This is a genomic window from Bartonella sp. CR84HXZ, assembly GCF_042194535.1.
GTDB classification, from domain to species: domain Bacteria; phylum Pseudomonadota; class Alphaproteobacteria; order Rhizobiales; family Rhizobiaceae; genus Bartonella; species Bartonella grahamii.
Window position 1 is genome coordinate 38,579 of sequence record NZ_JBHIMY010000012.1, and the last position, 18,296, is coordinate 56,874.

Genomic DNA, 18,296 nt, shown 5'->3' on the forward strand with positions numbered 1-18,296 from the left:
TTCGTCTGAAAACAGCTCTTTTTAAGAGTCTGAATAAAATGAAAGATACCTATGATTGATTACAGGGAATATTTTTTTCTTTCAAAAGTTCCTGTAACTCATTGTTTTGAAACATCTCTTTAACAATATCGCAGCCTCCGACAAATTCACCCTTGATATACAACTGTGGAATGGTTGGCCAATTTGAGTAATCTTTAATTCCTTGACGCAATTCGTTAGAAGTTAAGATATTAATTCCTTTATAATTCAATCCTAAATAGTCAAGAATTTGAACAACTTGTCCTGAAAAACCGCATTGCGGAACGTCAGGTGTTCCTTTCATGAATAAAATGACGTCGTTTGTTTTAATCTCGTTGTCAATAAAATCATGAACACTGGTCATTTTTATCCCTCGATATTTCAGATTTTTATAAGTGTGTAATTTATATTCATACTGTTTTTAATCGTATTAAATGAGTGAATGCAAGAAGAAATTTTAGATTATTTTGGGATATTTGTTTGCAACATTAAGGCGTGAAGATCATTTCCCATGTTGCCTTTAAGGGCATCATAGACCATTTTATGTTGTTGAACACGGGTTTTACCACGAAAACTTTCAGAAATAACTTCTGCAGCGTAATGTTCTCCATCTCCAGCAAGATCACGAATTGTTACAGTAGCATCAGGAATGCCTTCACGAATAAGCGTTTCAATTGCATGGGCACTCATTGCCATCATTATTCTCCTATGTTATTCATTTTTTATAAAGGCTGTTTAAGAGAAAAAAACAATTTTTACTCTTCACCCATAAATTGTGGAAACCAGTTTTCATAGGCTTTTGTGAGTTTGTCTACTGAAAGTGTTAATATCCCATCTATATTGAGAGAAGTTCCCTCAACTTGACCTAGCTCTGTTAAAGAAACTGTATTGATTTGTGCACGCTCTTTAAGACTATTGAGAGAGTGAGGTTTGACGGCTAAAAGATAACGTCCTTGGTCTTCTCCAAAAAGTTCTGCATGATGGGGTGATTTATTACTTAACGTTACTTTGATTCCTTTACCTGCTTTAATTACCATTTCGGCAAGTGCTATCGCTAATCCTCCGTCAGAAATGTCATGAGCAGCATGAATAAAACCGCTATTAATGGCATCTCGAACAAATTGACCATGCTTTTTTTCAAGTTGTAAATCTACAGGGGGGGGGGCACCTGCATCAATATTTAAAATGTTACGTGCATAAATTGATTGTCCTAAATGAGAGCCGAAATTTCCTACTAAAACAAGAATATCTCCATTTTGCATACCACTTATTGTTACCATTTTAGACCAATCATTAAGAAGTCCTACACCAGCAATTGTGGGGGTTGGAAGAATGGCTTCCCCATTTGTTTCGTTGTAAAGAGAAACATTGCCTGAAACGATAGGAAAATCGAGGATTCTACAAGCTTCTCCTATACCTTTAATAGCCAAAACCAGCTGTCCCATAATTTCAGGTTTTTCAGGGTTACCAAAATTGAGATTATCTGTCGCAGCCAGTGGTGTTGCACCTGTCGTACTAATATTTCGCCAGCATTCTGCGACAGCTTGTTTTCCTCCTTCATAAGGGTCTGCTTCACAATAACGAGGTGTTACATCAGAAGAAAAAGCAAGAGCACGTTTGCTGTTGTTTCCTACACGGATAACGCCTGCATCACCTCCTGGACAAACAAGGCTATTTCCTTGGATAAGGGTATCATATTGTTCATAAACCCATCGCCGTGAACTTTGATCAGCAGAATTCAATAAGGATAGAAGCGCATCACCAAGATTTTCAACCTTTTTGACGTCTTCTGCTTTCAAGGGTGTTTTTTTTGCCGGTTCACTCCAAGGACGATCATAAACAGGCGCTTCATCACCAAGCTCTTTGATGGGAAGATTGACAACTTCTTCTCCTTGATGAAATACACGAAAACGTAAATCATCGGTTGTTTTTCCAATGATAGAAAAATGTAGCCCCCACTTATGAAAAATTGCTTCTGCTTGCTTTTCTAGTTCTGGTTTAAGAACCATGAGCATACGCTCTTGACTTTCAGAAAGCATCATTTCATAGGCTGTCATGTTTTCTTCTCGAACAGGAACTGTATCGAGATTAAGCTGTATCCCTAGATTTCCTTTTGCACCCATTTCAACGGCAGAAGAGGTGAGTCCTGCTGCCCCCATATCTTGAATAGCAACTACGGCTCCAAGTTCCATGAGCTCTAAACATGCTTCAAGGAGACATTTTTCTGTAAAAGGATCACCTACTTGAACAGTTGGGCGTTTTTCACTGATTGAATCATCAAATTCAGCAGAAGCCATTGTTGCTCCACCGACACCATCACGTCCTGTTTTTGCACCAAGATAAACAACAGGGAGTCCAATACCTTGCGCTTTAGAATAAAAAAGGGCATTTGTCTTTGCAATACCGGCGACAAAAGCGTTAACAAGGATATTGCCATTATAACGCTCATCAAAATTTACTTCTCCACCAATAGTTGGAACGCCGAAAGCATTGCTGTAACCACCAATTCCAGAAACAACACCAGAAACAAGATGGCGTGTTCTTGGGTGATCAGGAGCACCAAATCGCAATGCATTCATAGCAGCAACAGGACGGGCTCCCATTGTAAAGACATCACGTAAAATACCACCAACACCTGTCGCTGCACCTTGATAAGGTTCAATATAAGAAGGGTGGTTATGGCTTTCCATTTTGAAAACAACACATTGCCCTTCGCCAATATCGACAACACCAGCATTTTCACCAGGTCCTTGGATGACACATTTTCCTTCTGTCGGAAGAGTCTTTAGCCATTTTTTAGATGATTTATAGGAACAATGTTCGTTCCACATTGCAGAAAAAATTCCTAGTTCAGTAAATGTTGGTTCTCTACCGATTAACGTCAGGATACGTTGATATTCATCCTCTTTTAGCCCGTGTTGTGCAATGAGTTCTGGTGTAATAGTGATGTTATTGCAAGGCTTCATGAGTATTTATCCGTTAAATTAATCGAAATTTAGCATTTTTATTTTTTTAATCTAGTAGCTTATATTATAAGCAATAATGTTGTTTAATAATAAATAGTTATAGATATTAATCTGAATTTTGTTCGTTTGTTTGGTGGGATTTAAGACTAAAATGGTCTTAAATACTTATGTGTTTAGAAAATAATATCCATTGTTGTTTGTGAAGAGCTTTGTTCATAGATTTACGATGCGAGGAATAGTATAGATCCTTATTTTTGACAATCATGGAGCGCGAGTATTTTTGCAACATCATCCATTTACCAACTCTAAAGCACTTTGAAAAAGTAAACGACCGTCAATACCTCCGTGGGCGGGTTCAATAAAATTTTCAGGATGAGGCATCATACCAAGAATATTACCAGCTTTATTAACAATACCAGCAATATCTTTCATTGAGCCGTTCGGGTTTGTATTTTCTGCATAGCGAAAAACAATTTGTTCATTGTCTTCCATTTGCTTTAATGTTTCACTATCAACAAAATAATTTCCATCGTGATGGGCAACAGGACAACGAATAATTTGTCCTTGAGAATAATATCGAGAAAATTTCGTCTTGGCGTTAACGACTTCAAGTTTGATTTCACGACAAACAAATTTTAAAGAAGCGTTACGCATTAAAGTTCCAGGTAATAATCCTGCTTCCAACAAAATTTGAAATCCATTACAGATACCTATTATTGTAGTACCTTCTTGTGCTTTTTCACGAATGGCTTTTAAGATGGGAGTTCGCGCTCCAATAGCACCACATCTTAAGTAGTCTCCATAGGAAAAACCACCAGGAATAATAATAACATCTACATCTGGAATTGTTGTTTCTGTTTGCCAAATTTTTAGTGGCTCAACTCCCGTTATATGGTGTAATGCTGCAACCATATCTCGATCACGATTTAATCCAGGAAGTTGAATGATGGCAGTTTTCATGAGTGTTCCACTTAAAAAAGTTCGATTGTATAATTTTCAATGACAGTATTTGCGAGTAACTCTTCACACATTTGTTCAAGTTTTTTCTTTGCGGTTTCAGAAGGTAGATCATCAAGAACAATATCAAAAACCTTTCCTTGACGAATGGATTGAATGCCTTCGAAAGCTAAACTTTTTAAAGCACCGACAATTGCTTCTCCTTGTGGATCAAGAACGCTTTCTCTTAAAGTAACCGTAATGCGTGCTTTCATTTTTTGCTTCCTGCTTGTTAAAAGAACCTCTCCTTTGAAGAGGGGTACTTATATAAGGTGATGTTTTTTTGCCCTGTTTTTACTTTACGAGAACGGGACCACTTGGTCGTGTTGGTTCGTTTTCATTCATAATACCAAGGCGTTTGGCAACTTCTTGATAGGCATTAATAAGCCCACCCATATCACGACGAAAACGGTCTTTATCCATTTTTTCTTGTGTGTGCATATCCCATAGTCGTGCAGAATCAGGTGAGATTTCATCAGCAAGAACAATACGCATCGTTTCATCTTCCCACAGGCGACCAAATTCCATTTTAAAATCAATTAATTGGATGTTAACACCGGCAAAAAGCCCAGAAAGAAAATCATTAACACGAATTGAAAGTTGCATGATATCTTCTAGCTCTTGTGGGACAGCCCACCCAAAAGCTGTGATATGTTCTTCCGTTACCATAGGATCATCGAGAGAATCATTTTTATAGTAGAACTCAATGATGGCTTGCGGAAGCGGGGTTCCTTCTTCCAGTCCTAAACGCTTAGCAAGAGAGCCGGCAGCAACATTGCGAACAACAACTTCCAACGGAATGATTTCCACTGCTTTAATAAGCTGTTCGCGCATGTTTATACGTTTGATAAAATGTGTTGGGATGCCCAAACGCCCAAGATGGCTAAAGATATGTTCCGAAATTCGGTTGTTTAAAACCCCTTTTCCGTCGATAATCTCATGTTTTTTTGCATTAAAGGCAGTTGCATCATCTTTAAAAAATTGAATATAAGTTCCTGGTTCAGGTCCTTCATATAAAATTTTAGCCTTGCCTTCATAGATACGGTGGCGACGATTCATCATGATTCTCTATTTATCTTGAGAGGTTTTAATAACATTAGTGAATGATACTATCCTAATTGATAGAATTTCTCAATGATATTGCTATGATACTTTTATAATTTTTGTCATTACACGTCTACCCAAAGGTGAAGATACATAAGTGATGAGAAAGAAGATTACCTCTCTTTGATCAAATTTTTGCAAGAAAGTGAGAGAGGACCATAAGCCCTTCAGGCCAAGGTCCGTGTCCGGATTCTGCGTTAATATGGCCAGAATACCCAGCATCAACAAAGAGTGATCCCCAATCATTGGCAATTTTTTCTGCTACTGAAAATTGACAAAACTCATCGTTGCGACTGGCTATGACAATAGAAGGAAAAGGCAGTTTTTGACGATGATAGGGGCCAAATGTCATTAAATGTTTGGGACGTATTTTCTCATTGGAGACATCTGGAGGTGCAACAAAGAAAGCGCCGCAAATTTTTTCTGTATTTTGTACCGTTGCATGAATAGCGCTGGGAACTCCTAATGAATGAGCAATAAGCATAACAGGCCTTTGAGCTTTTGCGATGGCAGTTTTAATTTTGTTAACCCACTCTTCACAAACAGGCTTTGACCAATGGAGTTGTTCAATGCGGCGGGCTGTCGACAATTTTTTTTCCCAGCGTGTTTGCCAATGATCTGGACCAGATCCTTTGTAGCCAGGAACAATAAGAATATCGAGTTGATTTGCTTTCATGAATTGTTTTCTTTGTTACAATAGATTTTTGATCATAGGTAGAATAGATTTGGGTTTCCTATGTCGCCTTTATTGTTCTTCAAAAACACGTTTAAAAATCGTATTGATATGTTTGGTGTGGTAAGAAAGATCAAATTTTTCACGAAGTTCTTCTTCACTTAAAGCTTTGGTAACATCTTTGTCGTTGAGGAGTTCTTCTAAGAAATCTTTTCCTTGTTCCCAAACTTTCATCGCATTTCGTTGTACAATCCGATAAGAATCTTCACGACTGATTCCTGCTTGCGTGAGTGCTAAAAGCACCCGTTGTGAGTGAACAAGACCGCGAAATTTATTGAGATTTTTTTGCATATTTTCTGGATAGACAATGAGATTTTCAATGACAGATGTGAGGCGAGAAAGAGCAAAATCAAGTGTAATAGTCGCATCTGGAGCAATATAACGCTCAACAGATGAATGGGAAATATCACGTTCATGCCAAAGTGCAACATTTTCCATGGCTGGGAGTGCAAATGCACGTACCATGCGGGCTAATCCAGTTAAATTTTCTGTTAAAACTGGATTACGTTTATGAGGCATTGCCGATGAACCTTTTTGCCCAGGTGAGAAATGTTCCTCTGCTTCAAGAACTTCTGTTCGTTGTAAATGGCGTATTTCTATTGCTAACCTTTCAATAGAGGAAGCAATAACACCAAGTGTTGCAAAAAACATAGCATGACGATCTCTTGGTATTACTTGAGTGGAAACCGGTTCAGCACGCATCCTCAAGGCTTTTGCTACATGTTCTTCAACGCGGGGATCGATATTTGCAAAAGTTCCTACAGCTCCTGAAATTGCGCAAGTAGAAATTTCTTCTCGTGCTGCAAGAAGACGTTTGCGACAACGGGAAAATTCAGCGTATGCGAGAGCAAACTTGATTCCAAATGTTGTCGGTTCAGCATGAATGCCATGACTCCGCCCAATGGTGATTGTCTCTTTATGCTCAAAAGCACGTCTTTTTAATGCTTCAAGAAGTTGATCTATATCCTCTAGCAAAATATCACTAGCACGCATCAATTGAATGTTTAGCGTTGTATCTAGAACATCAGATGATGTCATGCCTTGGTGGATAAAACGTGCCTCTGGTCCAATGAATTCAGCTAGGTGGGTCAGAAATGCGATAACATCATGTTTGGTAATTGCTTCAATTTCATCAATGCGATTGATATCAAATTTAGCTACTGCCCCTTTTTCCCAAATGACTTTGGCGGCTTCTTTCGGAATAATCCCTAAGTGAGCAAGGGCATCACAGGCATGGGCTTCAATTTCAAACCAAATACGATATTTTGTTTCTGGAGACCAAATTGCTACCATTGCAGGGCGGGAATAACGTGCGATCATTATTTTTTTCCTTCTTGTGAGAGGATTGCGGCTTGGCGCAATGCATTAATACGTGTTTTGTAAAGCTCTTTATTTCCGTTTTTATAAATTGCAGAGCCTGCGACAAATACATTTGCACCAGCTTTTGCAGCTATCCCAATTGTATCAACGGTGATACCACCATCAACTTCAAGATCAATAGGGCGGTTTGCAATCATGCTTTTAACGCGCTTAATTTTATCTTTTATTTCTGGAATAAAACTTTGTCCACCAAAACCGGGATTAACCGTCATGATGAGAATGAGATCTAATTGATCAAGCAAATATTCAAGTACATGTTCAGGGGTGCTTGGATTGAGTGCAATTCCTGCTTTTTTTCCCATTTTTTTTATTGTTTGTAATGAACGATGAAGATGTGGACTTGCTTCAGCATGAATGGTTATAATATCTGAACCCGCTTTTGCAAAAGCTTCCAAATAAGGGGCTACCGGTGCGATCATCAGGTGGACATCAAATGTTGCTTTGGTTAATGGGCGCAGAGCCTTGACTATTTCAGGACCAAAGGTGATGTTAGGAACAAAGTGCCCATCCATGATATCAAGATGAAGCCAATCTGCACCAGCATCAACAACATCTAACATTTCTTGTCCAAGTTTAGAAAAATCAGAAGCCAAGAGTGAAGGCGAAATGAGATGAGAATGGGGCATTAAAATCTCCTTGATTGGCTGTTTTTATCATATCGCTGTGTATACACAAATATCTTTTGTGTTATGACGGAAAAGAAAAAATATGTATTATAGGTCTTTGTTATGGAAAGATCGCTTGAAATTTTAAAGCTTTATAAGTGAAAGATATGTCAAATCATAAAACATATTTGATGCCTGAACTTCAACATAATATTGCGGTTTCTTCCCAAGAATATCGAGATGCCATGAGTCTTTTTGCAGGAGCTGTGCATATTGTGACAACAAATGGCATTAAGGGAAGACGCGGGGTGACTGTTTCGGCGTGTTGTTCTTTATCTGATAATCCTCCAACCCTTCTTGTTTGTCTCATGCGCCATAATTTAAAGAATCAGGTGTTTATGGAGAATGGAAATTTTTGTGTTAATAGCTTGGCAGGAAAACATCGTTCATTAGCGGATGTTTTTTCGAGGTGTTGCACTCTTACACAAAATGAGCGTTTTGATGCTGCTCAATGGGGAGTTTTGCAAACGGGGGCGCCTAGTCTTTCAGACGCTCTAGCGTCGTTTGATTTGTTGGCACGAGCACGCAACCCATTGTGTTTTGATTGGTGAGGTTGTTGCAATCAACTGTAATAAAGAAAAAGATGCTTTGATGTATTTGAAACGTGAATATCACACTTTGCCTTTATAAAGATTTTATTTTTTTGCATTGCTGAAATGATTTATTGTTGCTTCATTTAGATTTTAAACGATGAGAAAGCAGGGGAGTGATGACTCTGATATCTGATATTAGATTTTCTTCTTTTTGAAGTTTCTCAGTAAGCAAGAAAAATGTTCTGGATGAGATTTGATCAAGAATCCAACCTACATAGAAAAGCGATCAAATCTAAACAGTGTATTTAGACATATTTGTAGATTGTTATGAAAAAACATTTTACTCTTGTGTTGATGGGTATTGCACAATATATAGACCGCACATAGCATATGTGGAGGTTTTTTATTGCATGAGCGAAGAGATTGATGGTCAATATCGCCCTAGTGAAGATGAGCCTTTTATGAATGAGCGGCAAAAGGCGTATTTTCGTGCTAAATTGGTTTCTTGGAAGAATGATATATTAAAAGAAGCTCGTGAGACTTTGGAAAATTTGCAGGAAGAGAATGTTGGTCAACCTGATTTGACTGATAGGGCTTCTTGTGAAACTGATCGTACAATCGAATTACGTGCGCGGGATCGTCAGAGGAAACTTATTTCAAAAATAGATGCTGCTTTAGAGCGCATTGATAATGGGACATATGGCTTTTGTGAAGAAACCGGCGAACCCATTAGTATAAAGCGTCTTGAGGCTCGGCCAATAGCCGTTTTGTCATTGGAAGCGCAAGAACGTCACGAACGACGTGAAAGAGTTTATCGCGATGATTAAGGTCATTGAAATGATAAACAAACAAAACTCGTGGTGATAAAATTGTATATTTTTATTTTTGAGGGGTAGGAATGAATAAAGATGGTTCTTGCCGCCCCTCAATTTCGGCGGTAATTGCTGAATCTTTTACCGCTTGATTCGTAAAAGGAGAGGGATTTTTATCCGGTATATCGTTTCTTTCTGTAGGGGCGGAATTTGGATGTGTGAGCGTTTCTCCCTTTTGTATTTTTGATGTACCGGTAATATCGGATTCTACAACCACATCTGTTAATCCACCAATAAGGAGCAAATGTTCTTTATTATCGCAACGGACTAAAACAAGGCGGCGTGCTCGATCTATAGAAATTACTTCACATAATGCTAATCGTGATAGACTTTTTTTTCTATTAATGCTGAATCTTCTCGTACTTAAACGACGTAAAAACAAGATAATTATGGTAATAGCAACGATTGTTATTATAAAAAACAAAAAGCTTATCGTTATTTTCGCAGCAGATACACCTATTTGCTCTGATAACCAGATATACATAGATTTTCTCCCATTTTTGTGTGAAAATATCGTTTTTTATCGAGATAAATTTATAAACACACCCTTAAAAGGTTCACTTAAATACAAGAAATAAACTTTTTAACATTAAGTGAGCTTTCTTAGAGAGATAATATCATAGTATATACTTTATAACAATGAATATAAAGGAAGTTTTGTGATATAAGAAACAACTAAATCTAAGGCAATGAGAGATGGATAAAGGTTTTGATAATAATAAAAGATCAGCGTCTTCTGTTCATCGAAGAGTTGTGATTTTTAGTGTTGTTTTTATATTAGTTTCTCTTTTCATTGTGGGTATTTTAGGTTTTTTTTATCCACAAAGCTATTTGCAAAAGGCTATATTGATATCTTTTTTGATTCTAGCAATTATCGGCGTTGCAACACTTGTTTTGTGTGGAATGGGAATTTTAAGATACCATGTGTGGTTGCATGAAGATTTTGATTTTAGCATTTTTAATGGGAGCGATGATGCAATTGTAATCTCTGACCTTTCTGGTTTTGTTTATTATTCTAATCAAAACTATCGAAAAATTCTGACCTATAAGCCTGAAGTGTCTTGTTATATGGTTATTGCTGATCTTCCAGGAGCTGGCGCACTTTCGTATCGCTTAAAGGTTGCAGCCTGTAATAATCTTGCAGCGCAAGAGGAATTAAGAGTAGAACAACCAATTTTTACCGATGCTACACCAAAAAAATCTGTTTGGTATAATATTTCCATTCAACCTATCACAAAACAGAAAAAAAAGCTTTTATTTTGGCGTATTGCTGATATTTCGCATTTACAACAAACGCGAGAAGTTTTTTTCTCGAACCTTCAAGAGGCTATCAATCACTTGGATCAAGCTCCTATTGGTTTTGTATCAGTTAATACACAAGGAACTATTCTTTATGCTAATGCGGTTTTTGCCGAATGGTTTTCAATTGATTTAGCGAGTTTCTCAATTGGTCAATATAATTTTGATTCGTTATTTGATAGCGTTGGCGCTAAGAGCTCATGGAGTGATATCTGTTTGCAAACCAACAGATATCAAAGTTCAGGTTACTCATTACCTTATAAGTTTTCGTTATGTTTAAATTCACAAGCAACTTGTGAGAAAATATTCCATTGTCTTATCTCTGTTTCTTCTCTCTTAGAAGAGGAAGCCGTTTATCGCATTGTGATCATTCCACAACAAATACAAAAAGAAGAGGACGATCAATTAAAATTACCCACTATATTAGGAGAATATTTTGATGCGAGTCCTTTTGCAATAGCCGTGGTGGATCATGAAGGGCAATTGGTTCATATGAATAAAGCTTTTTCATCACTCACGGGATGTGTGGACAAAGCAGTCAATTTTTATGATGTTATTTCTCGTCGTGATTGTGTGCAGTTAGAGCGTTCTTTTCAGAGAATTGCGACAAATAAAAATTATTTTGTTTCTCTAGAAACTGTTTTGGAAAAAAATGAAGAATGCCATTTACAGCTTCATATTATGTCTGTACCGCCCTATCATGGTGATGCATTGCAAGATTTACTTATTGTCTCTGTGATTGAAACAACCGAACAAAAAACGCTTGAAGATAAAATGATGCAAAGTCAGAAGATGCAAGCTGTTGGACAATTGGCTGGCGGCATTGCTCATGATTTTAATAATGTTTTAACAGCAATTTTAATGTCGTGTGATCTTCTTTTAAATACGCATCGTAGTTCTGATCCTGCTCATGCTGATCTGATCAATATTAAAAATAATGCTAATCGTGCAGCTGCTCTTGTACAGCAATTATTAGCTTTTTCTAGAAAGCAAACACTTCGACCTGAAGAAGTTGATTTTACTGATTTTTTATCGGATATTCGCAATCTTATTGTACCACTCTTGGGAAATAATATTCAGTTAAAAATTATCCATGGAAGAGATTTGTGGAGTGTTGAAGTTGATCAAGCATCTTTTCAGCGTGTTATTATGAATTTGGTTATTAATGCGCGTGATGCCATGTTAGATGGAGGTATTGTTACGATTGCGACAAACAATATTACAAAGCAACAAAGTGCTGAATTTAATCATCTTGGTTTAGTAATTGGTGAGTATGTGCAATTGACTATTTCAGATACAGGGGCTGGTATATCTGCTGCTATACAAGAAAAAATGTTTGAGCCATTTTTTACAACAAAAGAAGTTGGAAAAGGAACAGGCCTTGGTTTATCAATGGTTTATGGAATTATCAAGCAGAGCGGTGGGTGCATTTATTGTGAAAGTAAAGAAGGTGAAGGAGCAACATTTCATATTTTTCTTCCCCGTTATATCCCCAATATAAAAGGAGAAATTTCTCAAAAGATTGAAAAAGATGAAGAAAAAGATAAAAATATAGACTTAACAGGATTTGCGACTGTTTTATTGGTTGAAGATGAAGATGCGGTTAGAATGGGGGGGGTAAGAGCTCTTCAAATGAGAGGATATACGGTTTTAGAGGCAGCGAGTGGGGTGGAGGCACTCTCTATTCTTGAGGAACAAAAAGGAGCTGTTGATATTATTGTTTCCGATGTGGTGATGCCAGAAATGGATGGGCCCACTTTATTGAAGGAAGTACGTAAAAACTATCCTGATATCAAATTTCTTTTCGTTTCTGGATATGCAAAAGATGCTTTTGCTAAAAATCTTCCACAAGATGCTGTTTTTGGTTTTTTATCTAAACCTTTTACACTCAAACAGTTAGCTCTAACAGTTAAAGAAACACTTTCATCATGAGGCAAAAATTTATGCAATAGAAAAATTGCGTATTTAAGATTTTTTAGGCGAAATATGAGAGTATTTTAATAAATAGGGCTTGTGATCTTGTGATAATGTCATAGAACTGAATAAAAAAGAAGAATTTGAAAAATTAACTAAAATTCAAAAAAATCACACATTCTGCGCAAAAATTTATGAAGAGATAGACTCTATTACGTCAACATTTAATAGAGATTTTCAATTATAGACACTGAGCACAAATTATGTGTAAAACATTGAAAAATGCTAATTAATAGATTGTTGATACACTCAAAAAGATAAAATCTGTTGCTGCGTATCTACCATTTTGCTCTTCCCTTCAATAAATGCTTTTAAGGCTTCGGGGTAGAGTTTATGCTCTGTTTTAAGAACTCTTTGTGCTAAGCTCTCAGCAGTATCATGAGGATAGACTGGAACGGCTGCTTGAGCAAGGATTTTTCCTGCATCCATGTCTTCTGTAACAAGGTGAACAGTGCAACCCGTGATTTTTACGCCTGCTTGTAAAGCTTTTTCATGTGTGTTTAAGCCTTTAAATGAAGGCAAAAGAGAAGGATGAATGTTTAAAATTCGTCCTTCGTAAAGTTTTACAAAACGTGGTGAGATAAGGCGCATATATCCTGCAAAGCAGAGAAAATCCGGTTTATATTGATCTAAAATCGTAAAAATACTTTCTTCATGCTCTTCTTTTGTTTTGTAAATTTTGCGATCAACAATATGAATAGGTAAGTTATGGTTTTGTGCCTTTTCAATACCATTTGCACGCGGATTATCGCAAATAACTGCGACGATTTCAGCAGGATATTCCTTTTGCTGACTAGCTTGAGCAAGGGCGACCATATTGGATCCATTACCAGAAATGAAAACGACGATTTGTTTTTTCATAAATGCAGTACCCCTTTATAAAGTATTCCTTTATTTTGATCTTGGCGTTTTGTTAAAATGCCAAGGGGAGTTACACTCTCTCCTTTTCTTTCAAGAGCTTGCGTAATTGTTTCAGCTGCATGCTGTGCTACGATAATGATCATGCCAATACCACAATTGAATGTTCTTAACATTTCTGCTTCTTCTATTTTACCTTGTTTGGCAATCCATGAAAATACTGCTGGAACATTGATGGTAGAAAGATTAATTTCAGCGCAGAGAGAAGATGGAACAACACGTGGAATATTTTCAGGAAAGCCTCCACCCGTAATATGAGCAAGAGCTTTAATCCCTTCGTATTTTTGCATGATGGGAAGAAGCGATTTTACATAAATGCGTGTTGGGGTAAGAAGTGCTATACCAAGGCTGTTTTCGGGGGCAAAAGGGGCAGGGTCATTCCATTTGAGATCATGTTGCTGGATGATTCGTCGAACAAGCGAAAAGCCATTGGAATGAATTCCAGAGGCGCTTAGACCTAATATAATATCACCTTCTGTTAAATCTTTTGAAGGGAGTAGTTTGCTGCGTTCGCATGCTCCTACAGCAAAACCGGCTAGATCATAATCTCCCTCTGCATACATTCCTGGCATTTCTGCAGTTTCTCCTCCAATAAGAGCAGCACCGGCTTGTTTACATCCTTCGGCAATACCAGAAACAATTGTAGCACCTTGTTCTGGGTCAAGCTTTCCAGTTGCAAAATAATCCAGAAAAAAGAGAGGTTCAGCCCCTTGTACGAGTAAATCATTGACACACATAGCTACAAGATCAATACCTACAGTGTTATGGTGACCTACTTCAATGGCAATTTTTAATTTTGTTCCCACACCATCATTGGCTGCTACTAGGATAGGATCTGTAAAGCCAGCTGCTTTTAAATCAAAAAGACCACCAAAACCGCCAATTTCTGCATCTGCTCCGGCTCGTTTTGTCGCGCGTATAAAGGGTTTAATTTTTTCTACCATGGCATTACCCATATCGATGTTTACACCGGCTTTTGCGTAGGTAAGACCAACTTTGGATTTATTATTTGTAAGATCTTGATTGCTCATTGGAGCCTTCCTTTAATGGAAAATCGGGTTTTGATATTATGCAATGCCATGATAGAGTTCTCTCTGCAAGAGATATTGATAAGAAAATAAGCAACTTTGCTTGTACCTTATTTTGAAGATGTTTATAATTTTTTGTGAAGAATTTTTTAGGATATTTTATGAGCAAGATATCAGATAATCACGGTCAGTCTTCTTGGCAGCTTATGAGAAAGAAAGTGAGTGAGAATACATCTCGTGATCGTTATAAGACTTATGTGCCAGCGTATACTCAATTACCGTTGCCGAATAATATGAAAAGGCAAATCTTTTTTTGGCTTGGTACGCTGATTTTTTTCATTTTTTTTATGTTTGTTTTTGGATCGATTTTGCTTCCTTTTGTGGCAGGGATTGTGTTGGCTTATTTTCTCAATCCTATTGTTCAATTACTTGAAAGATTTGGTATTCGCCGTGTGTTTGGGACTGTCCTCATTACCTTATTTATTGTTATTACTTTTGTTGCTGCTTTAGTTATTTTGATTCCTGTTATTAGTTGGCAAATACAGCAATTTATGAGTGATGGTTTACCTGTTTATATTAATCGTATTCAAACCTTTTTTGTTGAGCATGATTTTGATTGGATAAGGCGCTATTTTGGAAGTGATCCAAATGAATTACGGAATAATATTAAAGGATTTTTGGGAGAAGGTTCTGATTTCATTACGTCTCTTTTGAATTCACTTTTAAAGTCAGGAAAATCTATCGTTAATATCGTTAGCCTATTTGTTGTGGCACCTGTGGTGGCATTTTATATGTTATTAGATTGGCCGCGTATGGTAACAGCAATTGATTCGTTAATACCGCGTGATCATCTTGAAACCGTTCGGAGTATTTTTCATGAAATGGATAGAGCTATTGCAGGCTTTGTTCGTGGACAAGGAACAGTTTGTCTTATATTGGGAGGCTATTATGCTATTGGTTTAACGATTGCAGGACTCAATTTTGGTCTTTTGATTGGTATGTTTATTGGTCTTATTAGCTTTGTTCCTTATATCGGCACAATGAGTGGTTTGGTCCTTTCTGTTGGTATTGCATGGGTCCAGTTTTATCCCAATAATTGGGGAGGAATCATCGTTGTGATGGCACTTTTTTTAATTGGTCAATTTATTGAAGGTTATATTCTTCAACCCAAGCTTGTAGGTTCATCAGTGGGATTACATCCCGTATGGTTGATGTTTTCACTTTTTGCTTTTTCTTCACTCTTTGGTTTTACTGGTATGCTTGTTGCTGTTCCTGCGGCGGCGGCTGTTGGCGTTTTAGTTCGTTTTGCTCTTCATACTTATCTTAGTTCTCAGATGTATTCGCGAAGGGGAAATTCGGAGCCGCTAAAATGAATGGGCGTGAAACGCAATTATCTTTAAATTTTCCTTATGATCCGATTTTTCAATTTGAGGATTTAGTGGTAACGGAAAGCAATCGTATGGCTTTTCAGCTTATTGATCATTGGCCCAATTGGAGCTTACCTATTGCAGTTTTGGTTGGAAAAGAAGGATCTGGGAAAACGCATTTTTCTAATATATGGCTCCAAAAAGCAGATGCTTTCAGGATTCAGCACAATGAAATTGATCAGGCTGTTACTATGGCTTCTTTAGGCAGATCATTTTTAATAGAGGATATTGGTGCAGGTGAAATTAATGAGACAGAACTTTTTCATTTAATTAACAGTATTAAGCAAGCAAATCTTGATGCACGACAAGCTACTTTATTGATGACGGCACGAACACTTCCTTCCGCTTGGAATTTAAAGTTAAATGATCTAAAAAGTCGTCTTAATTCGGTGATGTTCGTTGAAATTAATCAGCCTGATGATGCATTATTAACAGCTGTTGCATTTAAGCTTTTTTCCGATAGGCAACTTATTGTACATCCAGACACGGTTTATTATCTTGTAAGTCGTTGTGAACGTTCTTTATTTTCATTGAAGCGTGTTATTGATTCTGTTGATCAGTTGGCATTACAAAGAAAAAGAAAAATAACACGTGCTGTTATTGCTGAAGTTTTGAATAGAAGAAATCCGTAAATACTCCCTATCATGGCTTACTTATTCTGTCCTTCTATTATCGTTTCAATATGTGGCAAGACAAGTCATTTAAATTTTCTTCTTTTTTGATATCTGTTAAGAGTGAAAAATAGTATTTTTTACTTTAGTCATGTGTTTATCTTAAATAGCTTTGAGATTTTATTGTATGATGTTGAATTCTTTCCATCTTTGCATTTGAAAATTTTTCTAAAAAAGCGCTTTATTTTATTTATAATGGAACTTTCGTGCTTTGAAAAAATGTTTGTTGTTTATGGATTTGGATTTTAGAAGATTCTAGGATTTTTAATAAAAGAGTTCTTTGCAAGATAGAAAAAGAGGGGAAAAAGCTTAATACAGCTGATTTTTTGGCTTGTGTTCTCTTTTGGAAAGTTTTTCTATGATATTTAAGTTGTTTTTTTCTAAAATTGTATCTGTAGAATGCGTTTTGATACAGTGAGAGTTTGCTTAAAGCAGGATGAAAATTATGAAATCCTTACAGAGAAATTCATTATTTTTTTAATATAGATTGGATTCTTTACGGAGGTTGTTTTCTATTATTTGTCAATAAATATGTTATTGAGTAGGGAAAAAATTTTTAAAACGTGCTTTTTTGTAAAGAAATGCAACAAAATTAAAAAAAAGTGTGTTTTTCTCTTGCACTTCTGTTGTGAAAATTTTAGGAAATGTGCATCAAGTAAATGTAAATGGCGGAGCGTAGCGCAGCCTGGTAGCGCACCTGATTTGGGATCAGGGGGTCGTAGGTTCGAATCCTATCGCTCCGACCATATTTGATTAAGTGTGTGAGAATGACCCAATTGGGTACGTGTGGTGGAAAACTATCATTCAAGCGTTGTGTAATCTGAAGGAAAAAGGCATGATCGCACGTATTTATAGTCCTGCTAAGACAGCTATGCAGTCAGGTAAGGGGAATACAGGTTTTTGGATTCTAGAGTATGAGCCGGTGAAAGCAAAAATGCTTGAACCTCTTATGGGGTACACGGCAACGTCTGATATGAATAATCAGGTAAGGATCAGATTTAATAGGAAGGAAGAAGCGATTGCTTTTGCGCGTAAGAATGCTATCTCTTACCGTGTAGAAAAGAAACGTACGTCGATTCGACGTGCTATTTCTTATTCTGATAATTTTCGCAGTGATCGGCAGCACTCTTGGACACATTGAATTAAAGATGCTATTTTGAATTGAGAAAATAATCAGTTGGGTCCCGTAGCTCAGCTGGATAGAGCAACGGCCTTCTAAGCCGTGGGTCACAGGTTCGAATCCTGTCGGGATCACCATCCAGTTTTTACCCATGTATAACGTATTTATTCTTTGTAATCTTTTTTAAGGTTCGGGAACATTAACAAAAGTTCGGGAATAGGATTTTCCAACATACTTTTACAAAGCTCATCTGTTTCCTCCAACGTTCTCTAATAATTTTTTGTTTGAGAACCACTATTTTAAATGGGCGAAGACATTCTCTATCGCTTCCATGAGACGAGCAAAATTAAGAAATCATTTTCTAAAGAATTTCGCGCGTCTCAGAGTATGTTTAGAGTTGGATATTTGGTTTTTGTGTAAAAATACTTACAAACGCATCCATAATACGTGAAAAATCAAGCGCTAATAAGAGTATAATGAGTACAATCCATTTCGTATAACGAGACATCACTTTTACACTTTTGTAGGTCATGATGATTTCTTGAAGTATTTCTTTTTCTGCTTCTGTAAGCTCTATATCGTCTTGTGTTTT

Annotated in this window: 18 protein-coding genes, 2 tRNA genes and 1 pseudogene; 8 read left to right on the top strand and 13 right to left on the bottom strand. The window is 36.9% G+C overall.

Annotation, left to right across the window (positions count from 1 at the left end; all coding sequences use genetic code 11):
- Positions 1 to 49 precede the first annotated feature (49 nt).
- The 9 genes from grxD to rpe all read right to left on the bottom strand — a co-directional run bounded on the left by grxD (position 50) and on the right by rpe (position 7,823).
- Complete coding sequence (grxD, locus tag ACFIKD_RS06450; RefSeq protein WP_375647541.1) at positions 50 to 382, bottom strand: Grx4 family monothiol glutaredoxin; 333 nt, start codon at positions 380 to 382, stop codon at positions 50 to 52.
- A 98-nt stretch (positions 383 to 480) separates the two neighbouring features.
- Positions 481 to 714, bottom strand: coding sequence for a BolA/IbaG family iron-sulfur metabolism protein (locus ACFIKD_RS06455; protein ID WP_005773427.1), 234 nt, complete (start codon positions 712 to 714; stop codon positions 481 to 483).
- A 59-nt stretch (positions 715 to 773) separates the two neighbouring features.
- Positions 774 to 2,984 carry a phosphoribosylformylglycinamidine synthase subunit PurL gene (purL, locus tag ACFIKD_RS06460; protein ID WP_375647543.1) on the bottom strand — a complete coding sequence of 737 codons (2,211 nt, stop codon included), beginning with the start codon at positions 2,982 to 2,984 and terminating at the stop codon, positions 774 to 776.
- A 288-nt stretch (positions 2,985 to 3,272) separates the two neighbouring features.
- Positions 3,273 to 3,944: a phosphoribosylformylglycinamidine synthase subunit PurQ gene (gene purQ / locus ACFIKD_RS06465; protein WP_273788188.1), complete on the bottom strand. Its 672-nt coding sequence runs from the start codon at positions 3,942 to 3,944 to the stop codon at positions 3,273 to 3,275.
- Between the two features lie 11 nt (positions 3,945 to 3,955).
- Entirely contained in the window at positions 3,956 to 4,195 is a 240-nt protein-coding gene (purS, locus tag ACFIKD_RS06470) for a phosphoribosylformylglycinamidine synthase subunit PurS (protein ID WP_375623949.1), read from the bottom strand.
- Between the two features lie 79 nt (positions 4,196 to 4,274).
- Positions 4,275 to 5,039: a phosphoribosylaminoimidazolesuccinocarboxamide synthase gene (gene purC, locus ACFIKD_RS06475; RefSeq protein ID WP_375635931.1), complete on the bottom strand. Its 765-nt coding sequence runs from the start codon at positions 5,037 to 5,039 to the stop codon at positions 4,275 to 4,277.
- A 172-nt stretch (positions 5,040 to 5,211) separates the two neighbouring features.
- Entirely contained in the window at positions 5,212 to 5,760 is a 549-nt protein-coding gene (locus ACFIKD_RS06480; RefSeq protein ID WP_375635908.1) for an RBBP9/YdeN family alpha/beta hydrolase, read from the bottom strand.
- Between the two features lie 69 nt (positions 5,761 to 5,829).
- Positions 5,830 to 7,137 carry an adenylosuccinate lyase gene (gene purB / locus ACFIKD_RS06485; protein WP_015856489.1) on the bottom strand — a complete coding sequence of 436 codons (1,308 nt, stop codon included), beginning with the start codon at positions 7,135 to 7,137 and terminating at the stop codon, positions 5,830 to 5,832.
- Positions 7,137 to 7,823 carry a ribulose-phosphate 3-epimerase gene (gene rpe, locus ACFIKD_RS06490; protein ID WP_375635909.1) on the bottom strand — a complete coding sequence of 229 codons (687 nt, stop codon included), beginning with the start codon at positions 7,821 to 7,823 and terminating at the stop codon, positions 7,137 to 7,139. Before rpe ends, purB begins: the two co-directional genes overlap by 1 nt.
- A gap of 146 nt (positions 7,824 to 7,969) precedes the next feature.
- Here rpe and ACFIKD_RS06495 point away from each other — a divergent pair.
- Positions 7,970 to 8,492 (top strand): annotated as a pseudogene (locus tag ACFIKD_RS06495) (flavin reductase).
- Positions 8,493 to 8,805: 313 nt separating this feature from the next.
- A complete protein-coding gene (dksA, locus tag ACFIKD_RS06500) occupies positions 8,806 to 9,222 on the top strand; it encodes an RNA polymerase-binding protein DksA (protein ID WP_015856486.1) in 417 nt (138 codons plus the stop codon).
- Positions 9,223 to 9,274: 52 nt separating this feature from the next.
- Here the strand turns inward: dksA and ACFIKD_RS06505 are convergent, their stop codons facing one another.
- Positions 9,275 to 9,751: a flagellar biosynthetic protein FliO gene (locus ACFIKD_RS06505; protein ID WP_015856485.1), complete on the bottom strand. Its 477-nt coding sequence runs from the start codon at positions 9,749 to 9,751 to the stop codon at positions 9,275 to 9,277.
- A 212-nt stretch (positions 9,752 to 9,963) separates the two neighbouring features.
- Here ACFIKD_RS06505 and ACFIKD_RS06510 point away from each other — a divergent pair, with 212 nt between their 5' ends.
- On the top strand, positions 9,964 to 12,498 hold the full coding sequence (locus ACFIKD_RS06510) for a response regulator (protein ID WP_375647544.1): 2,535 nt from the start codon (positions 9,964 to 9,966) through the stop codon (positions 12,496 to 12,498).
- 291 nt (positions 12,499 to 12,789) lie between these two features.
- On the opposite strand, the gene purN is transcribed toward ACFIKD_RS06510, so the two are convergent.
- Entirely contained in the window at positions 12,790 to 13,401 is a 612-nt protein-coding gene (gene purN / locus ACFIKD_RS06515; protein ID WP_375647545.1) for a phosphoribosylglycinamide formyltransferase, read from the bottom strand.
- On the bottom strand, positions 13,398 to 14,489 hold the full coding sequence (gene purM, locus ACFIKD_RS06520; RefSeq protein WP_375647547.1) for a phosphoribosylformylglycinamidine cyclo-ligase: 1,092 nt from the start codon (positions 14,487 to 14,489) through the stop codon (positions 13,398 to 13,400). Before purM ends, purN begins: the two co-directional genes overlap by 4 nt.
- Before the next feature lie 158 nt (positions 14,490 to 14,647).
- Here purM and ACFIKD_RS06525 point away from each other — a divergent pair, with 158 nt between their 5' ends.
- The 5 genes from ACFIKD_RS06525 (at position 14,648) to ACFIKD_RS06545 (ending at position 17,841) form a co-directional block, all read left to right on the top strand.
- A complete protein-coding gene (locus ACFIKD_RS06525; RefSeq protein WP_375647548.1) occupies positions 14,648 to 15,859 on the top strand; it encodes an AI-2E family transporter in 1,212 nt (403 codons plus the stop codon).
- Complete coding sequence (hdaA, locus tag ACFIKD_RS06530) at positions 15,856 to 16,545, top strand: DnaA regulatory inactivator HdaA (RefSeq protein WP_026500728.1); 690 nt, start codon at positions 15,856 to 15,858, stop codon at positions 16,543 to 16,545. Before ACFIKD_RS06525 ends, hdaA begins: the two co-directional genes overlap by 4 nt.
- 708 nt (positions 16,546 to 17,253) lie before the next feature.
- Positions 17,254 to 17,330 (top strand) — tRNA-Pro (locus ACFIKD_RS06535).
- An 89-nt stretch (positions 17,331 to 17,419) separates the two neighbouring features.
- Complete coding sequence (locus ACFIKD_RS06540; protein ID WP_015856479.1) at positions 17,420 to 17,725, top strand: ETC complex I subunit; 306 nt, start codon at positions 17,420 to 17,422, stop codon at positions 17,723 to 17,725.
- Between the two features lie 39 nt (positions 17,726 to 17,764).
- A tRNA-Arg gene (locus tag ACFIKD_RS06545) sits at positions 17,765 to 17,841 on the top strand.
- A 254-nt stretch (positions 17,842 to 18,095) separates the two neighbouring features.
- Here ACFIKD_RS06545 and ACFIKD_RS06550 read toward each other — a convergent pair.
- Positions 18,096 to 18,296 (bottom strand): hypothetical protein (locus tag ACFIKD_RS06550; RefSeq protein WP_375647549.1); only part of this gene is annotated, 201 nt, incomplete at its 5' end.

Coding starts and splice junctions, on each gene's coding strand:
- grxD (WP_375647541.1), bottom strand. CDS start 382: ATGACCAGTGTTCATGATTTTATTGACAACGAGATTAAAACAAACGAC.
- ACFIKD_RS06455 (WP_005773427.1), bottom strand. CDS start 714: ATGGCAATGAGTGCCCATGCAATTGAAACGCTTATTCGTGAAGGCATT.
- purL (WP_375647543.1), bottom strand. CDS start 2,984: ATGAAGCCTTGCAATAACATCACTATTACACCAGAACTCATTGCACAA.
- purQ (WP_273788188.1), bottom strand. CDS start 3,944: ATGAAAACTGCCATCATTCAACTTCCTGGATTAAATCGTGATCGAGAT.
- purS (WP_375623949.1), bottom strand. CDS start 4,195: ATGAAAGCACGCATTACGGTTACTTTAAGAGAAAGCGTTCTTGATCCA.
- purC (WP_375635931.1), bottom strand. CDS start 5,039: ATGAATCGTCGCCACCGTATCTATGAAGGCAAGGCTAAAATTTTATAT.
- ACFIKD_RS06480 (WP_375635908.1), bottom strand. CDS start 5,760: ATGAAAGCAAATCAACTCGATATTCTTATTGTTCCTGGCTACAAAGGA.
- purB (WP_015856489.1), bottom strand. CDS start 7,137: ATGATCGCACGTTATTCCCGCCCTGCAATGGTAGCAATTTGGTCTCCA.
- rpe (WP_375635909.1), bottom strand. CDS start 7,823: ATGCCCCATTCTCATCTCATTTCGCCTTCACTCTTGGCTTCTGATTTT.
- dksA (WP_015856486.1), top strand. CDS start 8,806: ATGAGCGAAGAGATTGATGGTCAATATCGCCCTAGTGAAGATGAGCCT.
- ACFIKD_RS06505 (WP_015856485.1), bottom strand. CDS start 9,751: ATGTATATCTGGTTATCAGAGCAAATAGGTGTATCTGCTGCGAAAATA.
- ACFIKD_RS06510 (WP_375647544.1), top strand. CDS start 9,964: ATGGATAAAGGTTTTGATAATAATAAAAGATCAGCGTCTTCTGTTCAT.
- purN (WP_375647545.1), bottom strand. CDS start 13,401: ATGAAAAAACAAATCGTCGTTTTCATTTCTGGTAATGGATCCAATATG.
- purM (WP_375647547.1), bottom strand. CDS start 14,489: ATGAGCAATCAAGATCTTACAAATAATAAATCCAAAGTTGGTCTTACC.
- ACFIKD_RS06525 (WP_375647548.1), top strand. CDS start 14,648: ATGAGCAAGATATCAGATAATCACGGTCAGTCTTCTTGGCAGCTTATG.
- hdaA (WP_026500728.1), top strand. CDS start 15,856: ATGAATGGGCGTGAAACGCAATTATCTTTAAATTTTCCTTATGATCCG.
- ACFIKD_RS06540 (WP_015856479.1), top strand. CDS start 17,420: ATGATCGCACGTATTTATAGTCCTGCTAAGACAGCTATGCAGTCAGGT.